Genomic DNA, 15722 nt, shown 5'->3' with positions numbered 1-15722 from the left:
AAGGGCAGCTCGCAAACTGCCCTTTTTCATTTGTGTTACAGCGGTGCAGTACGCAGCTCCAACCAGGCTAGCGCATCCCCTTGGAGCAAAGGCGCCAGGCGCTCACGTACGCTGGCGTGATAGCCGTTCAGCCACTCCACCTCTTCCTTGGCCAGCAACCCGGGCAACAGACAGCGGGTGTCGATAGGGCACAGCGTCAAGGTCTCGAATTGCAGGAAGTCACCAAAGGCACTCCTCCCCGCTTCGCGGTTGACCACCAGGTTCTCGATGCGAACGCCCCACTGCCCCGGGCGGTACGTACCCGGCTCGATCGAACTGATCATGCCCGCTTGCATGGCCGTCTGCGGTGCAGGTGCCGCCTGGTAGGCGATTACTTGAGGCCCCTCGTGAACGTTCATGAAGTAGCCCACCCCGTGGCCCGTACCATGGCCATAGTCGACCTGGTCAGCCCAGATCGGCGCCCGGGCAATGGCGTCGAGCAACGGCGACAGTACCCCTCGCGGGAACGTGGCACGCGACAGGGCAATCATGCCCTTGAGTACACGGGTGCAGTCCTGCTTCTGTGCCAGACTGGGGTTACCGACCGGCACCATGCGCGTGATGTCGGTAGTGCCGCCCAGGTATTGACCGCCCGAGTCGATCAGTAGCAAGCCATTACCCTCGATGAGCGCATGCGACTGCTCGGTGGCACGGTAGTGTGGCATCGCGCCATTGCCATTGAAGGCGGCAATGGTAGAAAAGCTCAGTGACACGAAATCAGGGCGTCGAGCACGCGCGGCACTCAATTGCTCGTCAACCGTCAGCTCCGTAATGACCTCCCGGCCGAGGTTCGCCTCGAACCAGGCGAAAAACTCGCACAAGGCTGCGCCGTCCTGCTCCATGACCTGGCGAATGTGCACCAGGTCGTCGTCACCCTTGCAGGACTTGCTCAGCGTGGTGGGGTTTAGCCCCTCGACAAGAACCACCTCTGCCGCCAGGTTGTCCAGCAGGCCGCAGGTCACCCGGGCCGGGTCCACCAGCAGCCGCGCCCCCGCAGGAACAGTGCCAAGCGCCTTGCCTGCTTCGCTGTAGTCGCGCACCTCGATGCCGTCGACCTCCAGCACATGACGCAGGTGCGCGTCCACCTTGTCCTGGCCCACGAACAGGATGGCCTGCTGCTGATTGATCAGGGCAAAGGCCAGGAAAACCGGATTGTAAGAAACATCGCTGCCGCGCAGGTTGAACAGCCAGGCAATGTCATCCAGGGTTGCGATGAAGTGCCAGTCGGCCCCCTTGGCCAGGATGCCCTGGCGCAATTGCGCGAGCTTTTCCGCCCGGCTCACCGTGGCGTGTGGCGGCAGGTGCTGGTACACCGGGTTGCCTGGCAGCGCCGGGCGCCCGTCCCAGACTTGACCCAGCAGGTCCATGTCAGTCACCAGCTGCGCTCCACGCGCCTTCAGCCGCTCGGCCAGCTGGCGCGCCGAAGCCAGGGCCATGACCGCACCATCCACTGCCACGCGACCGTTGGGCTCGACGTTTTCGCCCAACCATTCCAACGCTCCGGGTTTGCCCGGCAACAGTTTCATCAGTTCGATGCCGCTGCCCTCCAGCTCCTGAGCTGCCTGCTCCCAGTAGCGGCTGTCGACCCACAGCCCGGCAAAGCCGGGGGTGACCACCAGCGTACCAACCGAGCCCTGGAACCCCGAAAGCCACTGGCGCCCCTGCCAGTAACCGGGCAGGTATTCGGAAAGATGGGGGTCGGCCGAGGGTACCAGCAAGGCATCGATGCCCCCTGCCGCCATGGCTTGGCGCACGTGCACCAGTCGCTGCGGCACGCTTTGCTCAAGGGTGGTCTGGACGTTCATGCGCTCTCCTGCGACTTCATAACGGTTGATCCAATAGGCCGATAATGGAACAGCCACCCGGGCGCTGCAATCGCGACGACCAAGATACGGCATGCATTGCCCACCACGCCCTGTGCCAATAGGACACTTCCTACAACAGGACCAGGACCACCGATCAAGTTCCCCTGAACTTCCCCAAGACACCGGCTTCACACACAGTACACTCATTGCACACAGGCAAATGACCATGCCCAGTGCCATCGAACCGAAAGCCGGCGTGGTGTTGCTTGACACCCGCGACCACACGCCCGAACACGAGCACGGCGTTCATCTAAAGCTTGTCGAAGGCCTGGCACGTTTGCTGGGCTGCTCACCTATACAGCCCACGCAGCAGCCAGATGCCGCCGATGCCTACTATTATCTGCCAACCGAGACCCTGGTCGACCCCAGGCGATATGCCGCCTTGGGTATTTGCAGCGAACAGGACCTGTTTGGCGGCATGGTGCCGCACCCCTACATGGCAACCAAGGCGATCTCTCACCCGTTACCCGCCGAGGCCAGCTTCCCGCCGGGCTGGACCGACGACTTCGCCCGACAGGCCAGCGATGCCCTGCTGCGCGGCTACACCGTGTTCAGCAAAACCGACGCTCGCACTGCCGCACAGTTGCTGCTGCTCGACGGCCCGCTGAGGGTCAAACCGGTACTGGCTTGCGCAGGACGCGGTCAACAGGTCATCACCACGGCAGACGCCCTTGAGCCTCTGCTGGCCGGCATGGATGACCAAACGTTGGCGCTGTGGGGCCTGGTGCTCGAAGAAGACCTGAGCGAGGTGCAAACCTTCAGTGTCGGTCAGGTGCGCGTCGCCGGCTTGACCTGCAGCTACTACGGTACCCAGCAACTGACACGTGACCATCAGGGTACCGAGGTCTACGGCGGTTCTGACCTGGTGGTGGTACGTGGCGACTATCAGGCGTTGCTACAGCTCCCACTGGAAGACCACCTGCGCCTTGCCATCAACCAGGCCATGGTTTACGAACAAGCCGCCGAGCAGCACTTCCCGGGCTTTGTCGCCTCACGTCGCAACTACGACATCGCCCGCGGCATCAGCCCTTCGGGCCACCTGTGCAGCGGGGTGCTCGAACAATCCTGGCGCTTGGGTGGTGCCAGCAGTGCCGAACTGTTGGCCCTGCAGGCGTTTGCCGATGACCCTGCATTGCAACGGGTACGTGCCTCCACCCACGAAGTATTCGGCAACCCCGACCTGCCCACTGACGCCACCCTCTTTTACCAAGGAAACGACAGTGAACTCGGACAACTCAGTAAATTTGCGCGGATTCGCGAACATGGCCATTCAGAGTGAAACCGTTGAACTGCAGGTCGAGAATGACCGCATCGCCGGCACCTTGGTCAGTCCGGGCACCAAAATGCCGGGGATTCTATTCGTACACGGCTGGGGCGGCAGCCAGCAACGTGACCTGGCCCGCGCCCGGCATATCACCGGATTGGGATGCGTGTGCATGACCTTCGACCTGCGCGGTCACGAAAAGACCGAAAGCCAACGCCTCACGGTCACCCGTGAACAAAACCTGCAGGACTTGCTGGTGGCTTACGATCGACTGGTCAGCCACCCGGCTGTCGACAGCAGCGCCATCGCCATTATCGGCAGCAGCTATGGCGGTTACCTGGCGACTCTGCTGACCCGCCAACGGCCGGTCAGATGGCTGGCCCTGCGGGTACCTGCCCTGTACTGGGATGACGAATGGGGCACCCCGAAGCAAACCCTTGACCGTCAACGCCTGAATGCCTATCGCCAACGCCACCTGGGCCCGGCCGACAACCGCGCGCTGGCCGCGTGTGCCGAATTCGGCGGGGATGTGCTGCTGGTGGAGTCAGAGCAGGATGACTACGTGCCGCACAGTACCTTGATGAACTACCGCTCGGCGTTCGTCAACGCCCACTCGCTCACCCATCGCATCGTCGACGGCGCCGACCACGCACTGTCCAGCGAAGAGAGCCAGAAAGCGTACAGCTCGCTCCTGGCGGCATGGATCAGCGAAATGGTCATAGGTGCCCGCCTGGATCGCTACCCGCACTACGCACCATGGTATGCCTGAGGACCGCCCACCTGGCAATGCAGGACGCCATCGTCGTCGCGCACCAGGCTGCGCAAGGCCTGGTAGGCGGCGAAGTTGACGCCGCGTGCCTGATGCTGGCCCAGCAGGTCAAGAAAGGATTCCTCGATGAAGTGCACGGCCGCCGCCGCCCAGGCCTGGCGTGACTGCCATTGCAAGTACTGCAACACCCGGCTGCCATCGTCGCTGGCCTGGATGCTCACACCCTGCAGCCCTTCGCAACGCGCAGCCAACGCTTCACTACGGGCCACCAGGGCCTGAGCCAACGCTTGCTGGCACATACTGGGCACTTCGTATTCGATCATCTGGGTAAACCACAAGGCATGAGGTGATGCCAACATCGACAGTCTCCTGGCTACGTACGCATGCAGCGCGATGCCGAGCAGGGTAAAACCTCAAGCAAAGTCAAGGTCAAGTGGTTTCTATAGAGCCTCGCCGGATACCGCAAACCGCCGCCGATATTCACTCGGGGTAAGGCCAGTGACACGCTGGAATACCTTGCGAAACGCGCCCGGATCCTGATAGCCGACACCCCACGCGATCTGTTCGACGTTGCGCCGGGTAAACTCCAGCAAGCGGCATGCACGCCCCACCCTCACCTGCTGGCAATACTCGGTCGGGCGCAGCCCGGTAGCGGCACGAAAGCGCCGCAAGAAAGTGCGCGCCTCCAGCCCCGCGCAGGCCGCCATCGTGGCCAGGTCAGCATCCTGCCCGCCATTGCCCTGCAACCAGTGCTGCACCTTCAACACGGCCTCGTCGCCGTGATCCAGGCGCGGGTTGAACACAGCGCCGGGCAGCGGCGCCGCGACCGGATCGACGGCCAGATAGCGGGCGGTCTCCTGAGCCACCGTCGTCCCCAAAAAGCGCTCCAGCAGGCGCAAGCCGAGGTCCGTCCAGGCCATCAACCCTGCCGAGGTCACGATGTCGCCGTCATCCAGCAACGGCTGCTGAGCCTCTACCCGCACCCTGGGGAAGCGCTGGGCAAGCGCATGCACATAATTCCAGTGCGTGCAGGCCGGGCGCCCGTCGAGCAAACCGCTGGCGGCAATGAAAAATACACCGATGCATACCGACGCCAGCACCGTACCACGCCCGTGCAGCAGGCACAGCGGCGCGCGATGACGTTCGAGCAACTCGGCTTGCGGAGCTGACTCCAGGCTTGGCGGAATGATCAGGACCCGCAGGCCTGGTACGGTGACAGCTGAGTTATCCGACGCAGGCAACAACTGCCCCGTCTCATCTGCCTGCCAGCAACTGACGCGAATGTGCGGCAGCTCGACGGCCCCCAGTTCGGCCGCAACCCGGTTGGCCACCAGGAACAGGTCGGCCAGGCCATGCACAGCGGCGCGCTGCACGCCGGGGTATAGCAGCAAGCCGATATCCAGGTTAGCGCCGGTGTCAGTTTTTGCCCGCATAGTGTCGTTCGCGCCAATCCTCAGGTGAGTGAACACAGCCTATAACTAACGTCTCTCGACGACTACTGCCACAGGAGGCAGCATGAGCAAGCAGGCACTGATCATCATCGACATCCAGAACGACTACTTCCCGGGCGGCAAGTGGCCCCTCGATGGCGCCGACCAGGCGGCCGACAACGCCGCCCGCCTGCTGGCAGCCGCACGCCAGCGCGGCGACCTGGTGGTCCATGTGCGGCATGAGTTCGACACTGCCGATGCACCCTTCTTTGCCCCCGGCTCGCAGGGTGCGGCCATCCACGCCAAGGTCGAGCCATTGCCGAGCGAGCCGGTGGTGCTCAAGCACAAGGTCAATGCCTTCCTCGGTACCGATCTTGAGCACACGCTGGACCGGCATGGCGTCGAGGCGCTGACCATCGTCGGCAGCATGAGCCACATGTGCATTGACGCCGCCACCCGGGCTGCAGCCGATCTGGGCTATCAAGTGACTGTGGCGCACGATGCCTGCGCGACCCTGCCACTGGCGTTCGACGGCAAGCAGGTGCCGGCGGCTCATGTGCATGATTCGGCGATGGCGGCGCTGGCGTTTGCCTATGCCAATGTGGTGAAGACCGACGAGCTGCTGAAAAGCTGATCGGCTTGAGACCTTTGGGGCTGCACAGCAGCCCCAAAGCCTGCAGGCTCAAATCGCCACATTGCGCACAAACCGAACAGCCACCACGCCATCGTTACGGTAGGCATACCGGCAGTTACTGGGGAACACATGGAACTGCCCCACCTGCAAGCGATGCTCGACCTCTTCGATGATCAGCGTCAGCTGCCCATCGATCACATAAATCTGCTCGCTCCAGCCTTCGGCATCGGCCTCACTGTGATAGCACTCCCCCGGTGCCAGGGTCCATTCCCAAAGTTCCACCTCGCGCCTTGCCGGGCTGGTGCCCAGCAACACCGCTCGGCTCTGCGGGTGTTCGCCAGCCCACGCCAGCTCTTCAATGCGCCCGGGGTCGCGCAGGTCTGGCGCCTGGATCAGGGTACTGAAAGCCACGCCCAAGGCTTCGGCAATCAGGTCCAATGTGGTCAGGCTGACATTCTTCTCGCCCGCCTCGATCGCGACCAGCATGCGCCGGCTGACCCCTGAACGCTCGGCCAGCGCCGCCTGACTCAAGCCGGCGGCGTTGCGCAGACTGCGCACATTGAGGCTGACATGTTGCAGCACCGATGCCCGGTGCGAAGAATCCTTGTGCACTATATTGCTCACTGGTCAAGATTGCGCAGTATACTGCCCACTTTTGCGGCGATTGTGCGCCGCCCTTTCCGAGTGTGCAAGACCATGAATCAGCCCAGCAGCAAGCCTACCCCTGCCGTCACCTTCCGCCTGAGCAAGGCCGAACTGGTGCTGGTATTCATCACCATGTTGTGGGGCGGCACTTTCCTGTTGGTGCATAACGTAATGACCGTCAGCGGCCCGATGTTCTTCGTCGGCCTGCGTTTTGCGGCAGCCGCGCTGTTCGTTGGTGTGGTCTCGGCGCGAGCGCTGCCCGGCCTGACCTTCACCGAACTGAAGGCCGGCATGCTGATCGGCGTGTCGATCATGCTCGGCTATGGCCTGCAGACCATGGGCCTGCAAACCATCAGCAGCAGCCAGTCAGCGTTCATCACTGCGCTGTACGTCCCGTTCGTGCCGCTGCTGCAGTGGCTGGTGCTGGGGCGGCGGCCTGGCCTGATGCCCAGCATGGGTATCTGCCTGGCATTCATCGGCCTGATGCTGCTGGCCGGGCCGGAAGGCGGCAGCCTGCGTTTCAGCGAGGGCGAACTGGTCACCCTGATCAGCGCCGTGGCCATCGCCGGTGAAATCATTCTGATCAGCCGCTACGCCGGTCAGGTCGATGTGCGCCGGGTTACGGTGGTACAACTTGCGACCGCATCGCTGCTGGCGTTTCTCATGATCGTGCCGACCCAGGAGCGCCTCCCCGACTTCTCCTGGCTGTTGCTTGCCAGCGCAGTGGGCCTGGGCGCAATGAGTGCGGTGATCCAAGTGGCAATGAACTGGGCACAGAAGTCGGTCTCGCCTACCCGCGCCACACTCATCTATGCCGGTGAACCGGTGTGGGCCGGCATCGTCGGGCGTCTGGCTGGCGAGCGCCTGCCTGGCGTGGCGCTACTCGGCGGCCTGCTGATCGTGGTTGCCGTGGTGGTCAGTGAACTCAAGGTGCGGCGCCCTCGCGAAACCGTCGAAACACGCGATGTACAGAACCCTGGCGAAGGCCAGGCGGGGCTGTAAAACAGTCAACAGCGGCTATTCTTTGTAAAAAACTGTTATAAAAAAACCGCTTGTCACAGCCGGTTTGTAGGATTCTGCGACAGCTTGCGTGTTGGTGATAAACACCTCGGCACGTATGATTCTTTGCAAACTTCTCCAGAATAGGCCGCTATGTCCTTGATAGTGCTATTGCTTCTGCCGTTCGTGGGCAGTTGCCTGGCAGCTGTGCTGCCGCACAACGCACGTAACGCCGAGTCCATTCTTGCCGGGCTCGTAGCCCTGGTCGGCACCGTCCAGGTAGCACTTCTGTACCCTCAGATTGCCCATGGTGGCGTCATTCGCGAAGAGTTCCTGTGGCTACCCAGCCTGGGGCTGAACCTGGTGTTGCGCATGGACGGCTTTGCCTGGCTGTTCTCGTTGCTGGTACTGGGCATTGGCACGCTGGTATCGCTGTATGCGCGCTACTACATGTCACCGCAAGACCCGGTCCCACGCTTCTTCGCGTTCTTCCTGGCATTCATGGGCGCCATGCTCGGCCTGGTCATCTCCGGCAACCTGATCCAACTGGTGTTCTTCTGGGAACTGACCAGCCTGTTCTCCTTCCTGCTGATCGGCTACTGGCACCACCGCGCCGACGCCCGTCGCGGCGCCTACATGGCGCTGATGGTAACCGGTGCAGGCGGCTTGTGCCTGTTGGTAGGGGCCCTGCTGCTCGGCCATGTGGTCGGCAGCTATGACCTGGACAAGGTCCTGGCTGCCGGGCATACCATCCGCCAGCATGCGCTTTACCCGGTGCTGCTGCCCCTGATACTCATCGGCGCCCTGACCAAGAGCGCACAGTTTCCCTTCCAGTTCTGGCTGCCCCACGCCATGGCAGCGCCCACACCGGTGTCGGCCTATTTGCACTCGGCCACCATGGTCAAGGCCGGGGTGTTTCTGCTGGCACGCCTGTGGCCGGTACTCTCCGGTAGCGAGGAGTGGTTCTGGATCGTCGGCGGTGCCGGCGCCCTCACCCTGCTGCTTGGCGCTTTCGCCGCCATGTTCCAAAATGACCTCAAGGGCCTGCTGGCCTATTCGACCATCAGCCACCTGGGCCTGATTACCCTGCTGCTGGGCCTTAACAGCCCGCTGGCTGCCGTCGCCGCGGTATTCCACATTCTCAACCATGCCACCTTCAAGGCCTCGCTGTTCATGGCCGCCGGCATCATCGACCACGAGAGCGGCACCCGCGACATTCGCCGCCTCAGCGGCCTGATCCGCCTGGTGCCCTACACCGCGACCCTGGCCATGGTCGCCAGCGCCTCGATGGCCGGCGTGCCGCTGATGAACGGCTTCCTGTCGAAGGAAATGTTCTTTGCCGAAACGGTATTCATCAGTTCCACCGCCTGGGTCGAGGCCACGCTGCCGGTGATCGCCACCCTGGCCGGCACCTTCAGCGTGGCGTACGCCCTGCGTTTTACCGTCGATGTGTTCTTCGGGCCGACGGCCCAGGACCTGCCCCATACCCCGCACGAGCCGCCACGCTGGATGCGTGCTCCGGTGGAGCTGCTGGTGCTCACGTGCCTGGTCGTGGGCATCTTCCCCACCCAGTCGGTCGGCCCCCTGTTGGCCGCTGCGGCCCTGCCGGTGGTTGGCGGCACCCTGCCAGAATACAGCCTGGCCATCTGGCATGGCTGGAACGCGCCAATGATCATGAGCCTGGTCGCCATGAGCGGCGGCATCGTTCTGTACCTGCTGCTGCGCAAACAACTGCGCCTGGGTCGCTTCCCCTACCCGCCCGTGATCGAGCGCTTCAATGGCAAGCGGTTGTTCGAGCACGGCCAGGTTCATCTGATGTTGCTGGCGCGTCGCATCGAACGCCTGTTCACCACCCGGCGGCTGCAGTCGCAGCTGTTCATGCTGGTATTCGCCGCGTTCCTCGCGGGCCTCACGCCGATGCTCCATAGCGGCCTGAGCTGGGGTGATCGCCCGAAGATTCCGGGTTCCGGGGTATTCGTCGCCCTGTGGCTGATCGCCATTGCCTGCGCCATCGGCGCCGCCTATCAGGCCAAGTACCACCGCCTGGCGGCACTGATCATGGTCAGCGTCTGCGGCCTGATGACCTGCATCACCTTCGTCTGGTTCTCTGCGCCCGACCTGGCACTGACCCAGTTGGTGGTGGAAGTGGTCACCACCGTGCTGATCCTGCTCGGCCTGCGCTGGCTGCCACGGCGTATCGAAGGCGTGTCACCGCTGCCGGGTAGCCTGGAGCGCGCGCGCATGCGCCGCCTGCGCGACTTGCTGCTGGCCGTGCTGGTGGGTGGCGGCATGGCCGTGCTGTCGTACGCCATGCTGACCCGGCCCACGCCCAACGACATTTCCTCGTTCTATCTGAGCCGTGCGTTGCCTCAGGGCGGCGGCACCAATGTGGTCAATGTCATGCTGGTCGACTTCCGCGGCTTCGATACCCTCGGTGAAATCACCGTGTTGGTGGCTGTGGCACTGACGGTGTTCGCCCTGCTACGGCGCTTCCGTCCTCCAAAAGAGAGCATGCAACTGCCGGCGCAACAACGCCAATTGGCGCCGGACGTAGTCACCGACCTGATCAACCCGCGGCATGCCACCGATACCGCGCTGGGCTTCATGATGGTACCGGCAGCGCTGGTGCGCCTGCTGCTGCCGATCGCCTTGCTGGTGTCGATGTACCTGTTCATGCGCGGGCACAACCAGCCCGGTGGCGGCTTTGTCGCTGGCTTGGTCATGTCGGTGGCGTTCATCCTCCAGTACATGGTGGCCGGCACCCAGTGGGTCGAAGCGCAGATGAGCCTGCGGCCGCTGCGCTGGATGGGTACCGGGCTGCTGTGCGCGACCCTGACCGGGGTCGGCGCCATGCTGCTGGGTTACCCGTTCCTCACCACCCATACCGCCCACTTGCACCTGCCATTGCTGGGTGATGTGCACGTGGCCAGCGCGCTGTTCTTCGATATTGGCGTATTCACCGTCGTGGTCGGCTCGACCCTGCTGATCCTCACAGCCCTGGCGCACCAGTCGGTGCGCGCCTACCGCCCGGGCAACCCGGCAAAAACCAGCCAAGCAGGAGCCGCCTGATGGAAGAAGTGATTGCAGTCGCCATCGGCGTGCTGGCTGCCTCCGGAGTGTGGCTGATCCTGCGCCCGCGTACCTACCAGGTGATCATGGGCCTGTGCCTGCTTTCTTACGGGGTCAACCTGTTCATCTTCAGCATGGGCAGCCTGTTCATCGGCAAGGAGCCAATCATCAAGGATGGCGTTACCCAGGACCTGTTGCATTACACCGACCCGCTGCCACAGGCACTGGTGCTCACCGCCATCGTCATCAGTTTCGCCATGACCGCGCTGTTCCTGGTAGTGCTGCTGGCCTCGCGAGGGCTGACCGGTACCGACCACGTGGATGGCCGGGAGCGTGACGAATGAGTGATATCAGTCAACTGATTGTCGCCCCCATCCTGCTGCCGCTGATCACGGCGGCGATGATGTTGCTGCTGGGTGAAAAGCACAGGCACATCAAAGCCAGGCTGAACCTGCTGTCCACCTTCTCCGGCCTGGTGATCGCGGTCTGTCTGCTGCTGTGGGTGCGCACCCAGGGCCAGGCAGCGTCGATCGGCGTGTACCTGCCGGGCAACTGGCCGGCGCCATTCGGCATCGTGCTGGTGGTGGACCACCTGTCCGCGCTCTTGCTGACCCTGACCGGGGTCATCGGTTTCAGCGCGCTGCTATTTGCCCGTGCCCGCTGGGACGGTGCAGGGGCCAGCTTCCATGCGCTGTTCCAGATCCAGCTGATGGGGCTGTACGGCGCCTTCCTCACCGCCGACCTGTTCAACCTGTTCGTCTTCTTCGAAGTGCTGCTGGCCGCCTCCTATGGCCTGCTGCTGCATGGTTCGGGGCGTGCGCGGGTGCGCGCCGGCCTGCACTACATCGCTATCAACCTGTTCGCCTCGTCGCTGTTCCTGATCGGCGCAGCGATGCTGTATGGCGTGACCGGTACCCTGAACATGGCGGACCTGGCGCTGAAGATTCCACTGGTACCGGAGGCCGACCGTGGCCTGCTGCATGCCGGCGCGGCAATCCTGGCCATGGCCTTCCTGGTCAAGGCCGGTATCTGGCCGCTGAACTTCTGGCTGGTGCCAGCTTACGCGTCTGCCAGCGCGCCGGTGGCTGCACTGTTCGCCATCATGACCAAAGTCGGCCTGTACGCCGTGCTGCGCCTGTGGACATTACTGTTCTCCGGGCAGGCCGGGGCCTCGGCGCATTTCGGCGGCGAATGGCTGGTTTACGGCGGCCTGGTTACCCTGGCGGTGGCAGCGGTATCAATCCTGGCGGCACAGCGCCTGGAGCGTATGGCGGCACTCAGTATCCTGGTCTCGGCCGGCACGCTGCTGGGTGCGGTGGGTTTTGCCCAGGCGGCTCTGACCGGCGCGGCGCTGTTCTATCTGGTCAACTCGACCCTTGCGCTGTGCGCACTGTTCCTGCTCGCCGAACTGGTCGAACGCTCGCGCTCGGCCAATGAAGCGCCGCTGGACGACGAAGAAGACGCCATGCCGCCGCCACTGGAATCGCTGCACCCGCCCAAGGGCATCAACCTCGACGATGAACAGCAGGTGGTAATCGGCCAGATCATCCCGTGGACCATGGCCTTCCTCGGCCTCAGCTTCATCGCCTGTGCACTACTGATCATCGGCATGCCGCCGCTGTCGGGCTTTGTCGGCAAGCTCAACCTGATCAGTGCGCTGTTCAATCCACTGGGCCTCGGCGTACCGGTCGAGCAGCCCCTGAGTGCCGCCGGCTGGGGCCTGGTGGCGTTGCTGATCCTGTCCGGCATGGCCTCGCTGATCGCCTTCGGCCGCGTCGGCATCCAGCGTTTCTGGAAGCCCGAAGAGCGCCCGTCCCCGGTGCTGCGGCGCTATGAATGCCTGCCCATTGTCATCTTGCTCGGCCTGTGCCTCATCCTCAGCTTCAAGGCCGAGCCGTTGCTGCGCTACACCCAGGACACTGCCGCCAGCCTGCAGGCCCCCGATGCCTATATCGACGCCGTGATGGCCGCCCGGCCGATTCCTGGCCCCACCTCGCGCGACGTACAGGTGCAGCCATGAACCGACTGTTCCCCGCCCCACTGCTATCGGTCTCGCTGTTCGGCCTGTGGCTGCTGCTGAACCTCTCGGTCAGCCCTGGCAACCTGCTGCTGGGCGCCGCACTTGGCATACTGGCGCCACTGTTGATGGCGCCCCTGCGTCCGCAGCATGCACACGTACGGCGCCCCCTGGTCATCGCCCGCCTGATCGTCCGGGTCGGCATCGATGTGATCGCCTCCAACCTGCTGGTAGCCCGTGGTGTGCTGCGGGCCGGCAAGCAGCCGCCACGCTCTGCGTTCGTTCACATACCACTGGCATTGCGTGACCCCCACGGCCTGGCAGCGCTGTCGATGATCACCACGGTGGTGCCTGGCACCGTCTGGTCCGAACTGGCACTGGACCGCAGTGTGCTGTTGCTGCATGTGTTTGAGCTGGACGATGAAGCGGCCTTCATACAGCACTTCAAGGACACTTACGAACGCCCGCTTATGGAGATTTTCCAATGACAGGCCTGCTCGCCAATGCCGTCCTCGCCAGCCTGTTCATCTTCGCCCTGGCCATGGGCCTGGCGCTGATCCGGCTGTTCCGTGGCCCGTCCGCCCAAGACCGCGTGCTGGCCTTGGACTACCTGTACATCCTGGCCATGCTCACCATGTTGGTGCTGGGTATCCGTTATGCCAGTGACACCTACTTCGAAGGGGCCCTGCTGATTGCACTGTTTGGTTTTGTCGGCTCGTTTGCCTTGGCCAAGTTTCTGCTGCGCGGTGAGGTGATCGAATGACTGAAGCCCTAGTACTGCCATTCTGGCTGGAGCTGGTCACCGCCGCGCTACTGCTTACCGGCAGCCTGTTCGCCTTGGTCGGTGCTATAGGCCTGGTACGCCTGAAAGACTACTTCCAGCGCATGCACCCGCCAGCGCTGGCCTCGACCCTTGGTGCCTGGTGCGTTGCACTGGCCTCGATCATCTACTTTTCGTGGCTCAAGGGCACCCCTGTGCTACACGCGTGGCTGATTCCGATCCTGCTGTCGATCACCGTGCCGATTACCACGCTGTTGCTGGCGCGGGCGGCGCTGTTTCGCAAACGCATGTCCAAAGAGCCGGTGCCTGAAGAGGTCAGCAGCGGCCGAGACCGTGGCAATTGAAGGTTTGCCGTCTCAACCTTGGCTGAGGCGCTGCAACTCGCGCCGGACCATGGCGGCATATGGCGGCGGGCTGAGGCGATAGAGCTCAGCCGCCACCCAAGTCAACCAGGCGCCTTGCAGCTTTTCACGTCCGGCCAGCAAACGTTCTGCCTCAGCCACGGCATCTGCCTGGTGCTGCCGATGAAACTCGGCCCGCGAGGCTGGTGCGTCGTCACTGTCGGTCATTCACTGGCCTTGAAGGTGGTCAGTTCACCCTTGCGCCATTTGGCGACCTTGCCAGTCACTGCTTTAAGCAACTTGCCCAGGCCTTCCTGCACTTGCTGCTGCGCGGCGAATACCAGCATCACGCCATGGCCTTCACGAAACACGATGCCCTCGCCTTCCGGCACAGAAACGAAGGCGTAGTCGCCCACGCCATACACATTCAACTTGATTTCGCGAAAGCGCATTTCCAGCTTGCCACCTTCGCGGCTGGGCAATACGGCAGCACGAAAGTGGTCGCCGACTTTCAGTTCAAGGCGCTGCTTGTCATCGACCACCAGTGCACTCTCGGTGTCGATTTCGGCCATGTACAGGCCTTCAGGACTCTGCTCGGTGACATAGATGAAGCGGCCCTGAAACAGTTGGGCCAATTTACCGCGCAAGTCGCCCAGGGCGAACAACGCATGCGTATCAAGTGTGCTGACTGCCAATGAAGTAATCCTCAACCGGTTACAACCCGCCCTCACCCAAGCTCGGGGAGGCACGGCCATTTCTTATCGATAGGCAAAAAGAGTAATAAAGCGATATGCGAAATGTCTGTGCTCGCTGACGATGCAGCGTGCAGGAATCTTTACTCTGGTTTGCCAGACTCGCCCTCAACCGAAGGCGTTTGGCTCATTCCCGGCTTGGGAAGCGTGATGCCTGAAATCACTTGCCAGAAATCGCAACCAATGGCGTGAGCCTGCAAGAAGACAAGCCCTGGCATCCATGTGCGCATTACTGTAGGACAAATATGCCCGAAAACACCGAAACCCGTCGAGAGGCAATAAACATTTTCAGGCAGCCAGCCCTTTCTTCAGTTGCAGTTGCCAGGCAGCCTGACACTCAAGCGCTTCTTCGCGCGTGGCGAAGGCGGTGCCGCGCCGCTCGCCATTGACCAGCACGACCCAGCAAATGCGCTTGCCCAGCGCCTGCAAGGTGGCCGGCACACCCGACCCTATCATCACAGCCACATCGACTCGGCTATTCATCATTCCCTCCGGAATTTAATTAGCACCCTAACGATAAAGCCATGATACGCCCGACAGTGACGCGGAAACAGCGCATCCCGGTACATCAGTGTTTCGTAAGGCGTAACAAAAACGGTATCGACGAGAAACGCAAAAAGCCCCAGGAATTGCTTCGAGGGGCTTGCACCACGCGCGGGTTTATACCTGACGCTGGTGGCGGTCGAGCTGCTCGTGGCGCTCCTGGGCTTCGATGCAGTACTTGGTGGTCGGGCTGATCAGCAAGCGCTTCAGGCCGATAGGCTCACCACTGTCATCGCACCAGCCGAAGCTTTCGTCGGCAATACGGTCCAGGGCCATTTCCAGCTGTGGCAGCAGGCGCTGGTCGCGGTCGATGGCATTTACCAGCCAGCTACGTTCTTCTTCGACCGAAGCCACGTCGGCGGGGTCTGACGGGGTGTCCAGGCCTTCGATGGTGGTGCGGCTGAGTTCGATGCGTTCATGGGTTTCGACTTTCATCGCCTGCAGCAGCTCAGTAAAGAAGGCAAGCTGGTCGGCGTTCATGTAGTCATCGGCCGACATGGCCAGCAACTGTTCCTTGGTCATCGATTTCTCTATGAAAAAATGTGCATTTGGGCGATTCATGTGCCGTCGATGC

18 protein-coding genes are annotated in these 15722 nt (G+C 62.6%); 10 read left to right on the top strand and 8 right to left on the bottom strand.

Features of this window, described 5'->3' with window-relative positions; genetic code table 11:
* Window positions 1-35: 35 nt before the first annotated feature.
* On the bottom strand, window positions 36-1844 hold the full coding sequence (locus AA098_RS09675; RefSeq protein ID WP_003250152.1) for an aminopeptidase P family protein: 1809 nt from the start codon (window positions 1842-1844) through the stop codon (window positions 36-38).
* A 220-nt stretch (window positions 1845-2064) separates the two neighbouring features.
* Here AA098_RS09675 and AA098_RS09670 point away from each other — a divergent pair, with 220 nt between their 5' ends.
* Together AA098_RS09670 and AA098_RS09665 are read left to right on the top strand one after the other, a co-directional pair.
* On the top strand, window positions 2065-3183 hold the full coding sequence (locus AA098_RS09670) for a DUF3182 family protein (RefSeq protein ID WP_064614129.1): 1119 nt from the start codon (window positions 2065-2067) through the stop codon (window positions 3181-3183).
* Window positions 3167-3937, top strand: coding sequence for a S9 family peptidase (locus tag AA098_RS09665; protein WP_003250144.1), 771 nt, complete (start codon window positions 3167-3169; stop codon window positions 3935-3937). Before AA098_RS09670 ends, AA098_RS09665 begins: the two co-directional genes overlap by 17 nt.
* Here the strand turns inward: AA098_RS09665 and AA098_RS09660 are convergent.
* Window positions 3916-4296, bottom strand: a complete 381-nt coding sequence (locus tag AA098_RS09660) for an antibiotic biosynthesis monooxygenase (protein WP_060539112.1) — start codon at window positions 4294-4296, stop codon at window positions 3916-3918. The genes AA098_RS09665 and AA098_RS09660 overlap by 22 nt on opposite strands.
* A gap of 81 nt (window positions 4297-4377) precedes the next feature.
* Window positions 4378-5370 carry a GlxA family transcriptional regulator gene (locus AA098_RS09655; RefSeq protein ID WP_004577150.1) on the bottom strand — a complete coding sequence of 331 codons (993 nt, stop codon included), beginning with the start codon at window positions 5368-5370 and terminating at the stop codon, window positions 4378-4380.
* An 82-nt stretch (window positions 5371-5452) separates the two neighbouring features.
* On the opposite strand from AA098_RS09655, the gene AA098_RS09650 reads away from it, so the two are divergent.
* The gene (locus AA098_RS09650) at window positions 5453-6001 is read left to right on the top strand and encodes a cysteine hydrolase family protein (RefSeq protein ID WP_003250137.1); all 549 of its coding nucleotides are present in this window, start codon (window positions 5453-5455) and stop codon (window positions 5999-6001) included.
* Window positions 6002-6049: 48 nt separating this feature from the next.
* On the opposite strand, the gene AA098_RS09645 is transcribed toward AA098_RS09650, so the two are convergent.
* The gene (locus tag AA098_RS09645; protein WP_003250134.1) at window positions 6050-6613 is read right to left on the bottom strand and encodes a helix-turn-helix domain-containing protein; all 564 of its coding nucleotides are present in this window, start codon (window positions 6611-6613) and stop codon (window positions 6050-6052) included.
* An 84-nt stretch (window positions 6614-6697) separates the two neighbouring features.
* On the opposite strand from AA098_RS09645, the gene AA098_RS09640 reads away from it, so the two are divergent.
* The 7 genes from AA098_RS09640 to AA098_RS09610 all read left to right on the top strand — a co-directional run bounded on the left by AA098_RS09640 (window position 6698) and on the right by AA098_RS09610 (window position 13856).
* A complete protein-coding gene (locus AA098_RS09640) occupies window positions 6698-7648 on the top strand; it encodes a DMT family transporter (protein WP_003250133.1) in 951 nt (316 codons plus the stop codon).
* Between the two features lie 150 nt (window positions 7649-7798).
* On the top strand, window positions 7799-10714 hold the full coding sequence (locus tag AA098_RS09635; protein WP_003250131.1) for a monovalent cation/H+ antiporter subunit A: 2916 nt from the start codon (window positions 7799-7801) through the stop codon (window positions 10712-10714).
* On the top strand, window positions 10714-11058 hold the full coding sequence (locus AA098_RS09630) for a Na+/H+ antiporter subunit C (protein WP_003250128.1): 345 nt from the start codon (window positions 10714-10716) through the stop codon (window positions 11056-11058). Before AA098_RS09635 ends, AA098_RS09630 begins: the two co-directional genes overlap by 1 nt.
* Window positions 11055-12734, top strand: coding sequence for a monovalent cation/H+ antiporter subunit D (locus AA098_RS09625; RefSeq protein WP_004577151.1), 1680 nt, complete (start codon window positions 11055-11057; stop codon window positions 12732-12734). Before AA098_RS09630 ends, AA098_RS09625 begins: the two co-directional genes overlap by 4 nt.
* A complete protein-coding gene (locus AA098_RS09620) occupies window positions 12731-13219 on the top strand; it encodes a Na+/H+ antiporter subunit E (protein ID WP_003250117.1) in 489 nt (162 codons plus the stop codon). The genes AA098_RS09625 and AA098_RS09620 overlap by 4 nt, the downstream gene beginning before the upstream one ends.
* On the top strand, window positions 13216-13494 hold the full coding sequence (locus tag AA098_RS09615; protein ID WP_003250109.1) for a K+/H+ antiporter subunit F: 279 nt from the start codon (window positions 13216-13218) through the stop codon (window positions 13492-13494). Before AA098_RS09620 ends, AA098_RS09615 begins: the two co-directional genes overlap by 4 nt.
* Entirely contained in the window at window positions 13491-13856 is a 366-nt protein-coding gene (locus AA098_RS09610; protein WP_003250107.1) for a Na+/H+ antiporter subunit G, read from the top strand. Before AA098_RS09615 ends, AA098_RS09610 begins: the two co-directional genes overlap by 4 nt.
* Before the next feature lie 12 nt (window positions 13857-13868).
* On the opposite strand, the gene AA098_RS09605 is transcribed toward AA098_RS09610, so the two are convergent.
* The 4 genes from AA098_RS09605 to AA098_RS09590 form a co-directional block, all read right to left on the bottom strand.
* Entirely contained in the window at window positions 13869-14081 is a 213-nt protein-coding gene (locus AA098_RS09605) for a hypothetical protein (RefSeq protein ID WP_003250102.1), read from the bottom strand.
* Window positions 14078-14548: a hypothetical protein gene (locus AA098_RS09600; RefSeq protein WP_003250101.1), complete on the bottom strand. Its 471-nt coding sequence runs from the start codon at window positions 14546-14548 to the stop codon at window positions 14078-14080. Before AA098_RS09600 ends, AA098_RS09605 begins: the two co-directional genes overlap by 4 nt.
* Before the next feature lie 345 nt (window positions 14549-14893).
* Window positions 14894-15088: a hypothetical protein gene (locus AA098_RS09595; RefSeq protein WP_003250100.1), complete on the bottom strand. Its 195-nt coding sequence runs from the start codon at window positions 15086-15088 to the stop codon at window positions 14894-14896.
* A gap of 177 nt (window positions 15089-15265) precedes the next feature.
* Window positions 15266-15670 (bottom strand): TraR/DksA family transcriptional regulator, encoded by a 405-nt coding sequence (locus tag AA098_RS09590; protein ID WP_003250099.1) that lies wholly within the window; start codon window positions 15668-15670, stop codon window positions 15266-15268.
* Window positions 15671-15722 lie beyond the last annotated feature (52 nt).

Origin of the sequence: Pseudomonas sp. JY-Q, from assembly GCF_001655295.1 — a bacterium.
Classification (GTDB): Bacteria; Pseudomonadota; Gammaproteobacteria; order Pseudomonadales; family Pseudomonadaceae; genus Aquipseudomonas; species Aquipseudomonas alloputida.
The sequence above is the reverse complement of the archived record's forward strand: the minus strand, read 5'-3'. Positions and strand labels throughout refer to the sequence as shown.

Bases quoted from the DNA above. Each gene is read 5' to 3' on its own strand.
- AA098_RS09605 (WP_003250102.1), bottom strand. From the start codon at position 14,081: ATGACCGACAGTGACGACGCACCAGCCTCGCGGGCCGAGTTTCATCGG.
- AA098_RS09665 (WP_003250144.1), top strand. From the start codon at position 3,167: ATGGCCATTCAGAGTGAAACCGTTGAACTGCAGGTCGAGAATGACCGC.
- AA098_RS09635 (WP_003250131.1), top strand. From the start codon at position 7,799: ATGTCCTTGATAGTGCTATTGCTTCTGCCGTTCGTGGGCAGTTGCCTG.
- AA098_RS09660 (WP_060539112.1), bottom strand. From the start codon at position 4,296: ATGTTGGCATCACCTCATGCCTTGTGGTTTACCCAGATGATCGAATAC.
- AA098_RS09655 (WP_004577150.1), bottom strand. From the start codon at position 5,370: ATGCGGGCAAAAACTGACACCGGCGCTAACCTGGATATCGGCTTGCTG.
- AA098_RS09610 (WP_003250107.1), top strand. From the start codon at position 13,491: ATGACTGAAGCCCTAGTACTGCCATTCTGGCTGGAGCTGGTCACCGCC.
- AA098_RS09630 (WP_003250128.1), top strand. From the start codon at position 10,714: ATGGAAGAAGTGATTGCAGTCGCCATCGGCGTGCTGGCTGCCTCCGGA.
- AA098_RS09625 (WP_004577151.1), top strand. From the start codon at position 11,055: ATGAGTGATATCAGTCAACTGATTGTCGCCCCCATCCTGCTGCCGCTG.
- AA098_RS09620 (WP_003250117.1), top strand. From the start codon at position 12,731: ATGAACCGACTGTTCCCCGCCCCACTGCTATCGGTCTCGCTGTTCGGC.
- AA098_RS09650 (WP_003250137.1), top strand. From the start codon at position 5,453: ATGAGCAAGCAGGCACTGATCATCATCGACATCCAGAACGACTACTTC.
- AA098_RS09595 (WP_003250100.1), bottom strand. From the start codon at position 15,088: ATGAATAGCCGAGTCGATGTGGCTGTGATGATAGGGTCGGGTGTGCCG.
- AA098_RS09615 (WP_003250109.1), top strand. From the start codon at position 13,216: ATGACAGGCCTGCTCGCCAATGCCGTCCTCGCCAGCCTGTTCATCTTC.
- AA098_RS09590 (WP_003250099.1), bottom strand. From the start codon at position 15,670: ATGACCAAGGAACAGTTGCTGGCCATGTCGGCCGATGACTACATGAAC.
- AA098_RS09675 (WP_003250152.1), bottom strand. From the start codon at position 1,844: ATGAACGTCCAGACCACCCTTGAGCAAAGCGTGCCGCAGCGACTGGTG.
- AA098_RS09640 (WP_003250133.1), top strand. From the start codon at position 6,698: ATGAATCAGCCCAGCAGCAAGCCTACCCCTGCCGTCACCTTCCGCCTG.
- AA098_RS09670 (WP_064614129.1), top strand. From the start codon at position 2,065: ATGACCATGCCCAGTGCCATCGAACCGAAAGCCGGCGTGGTGTTGCTT.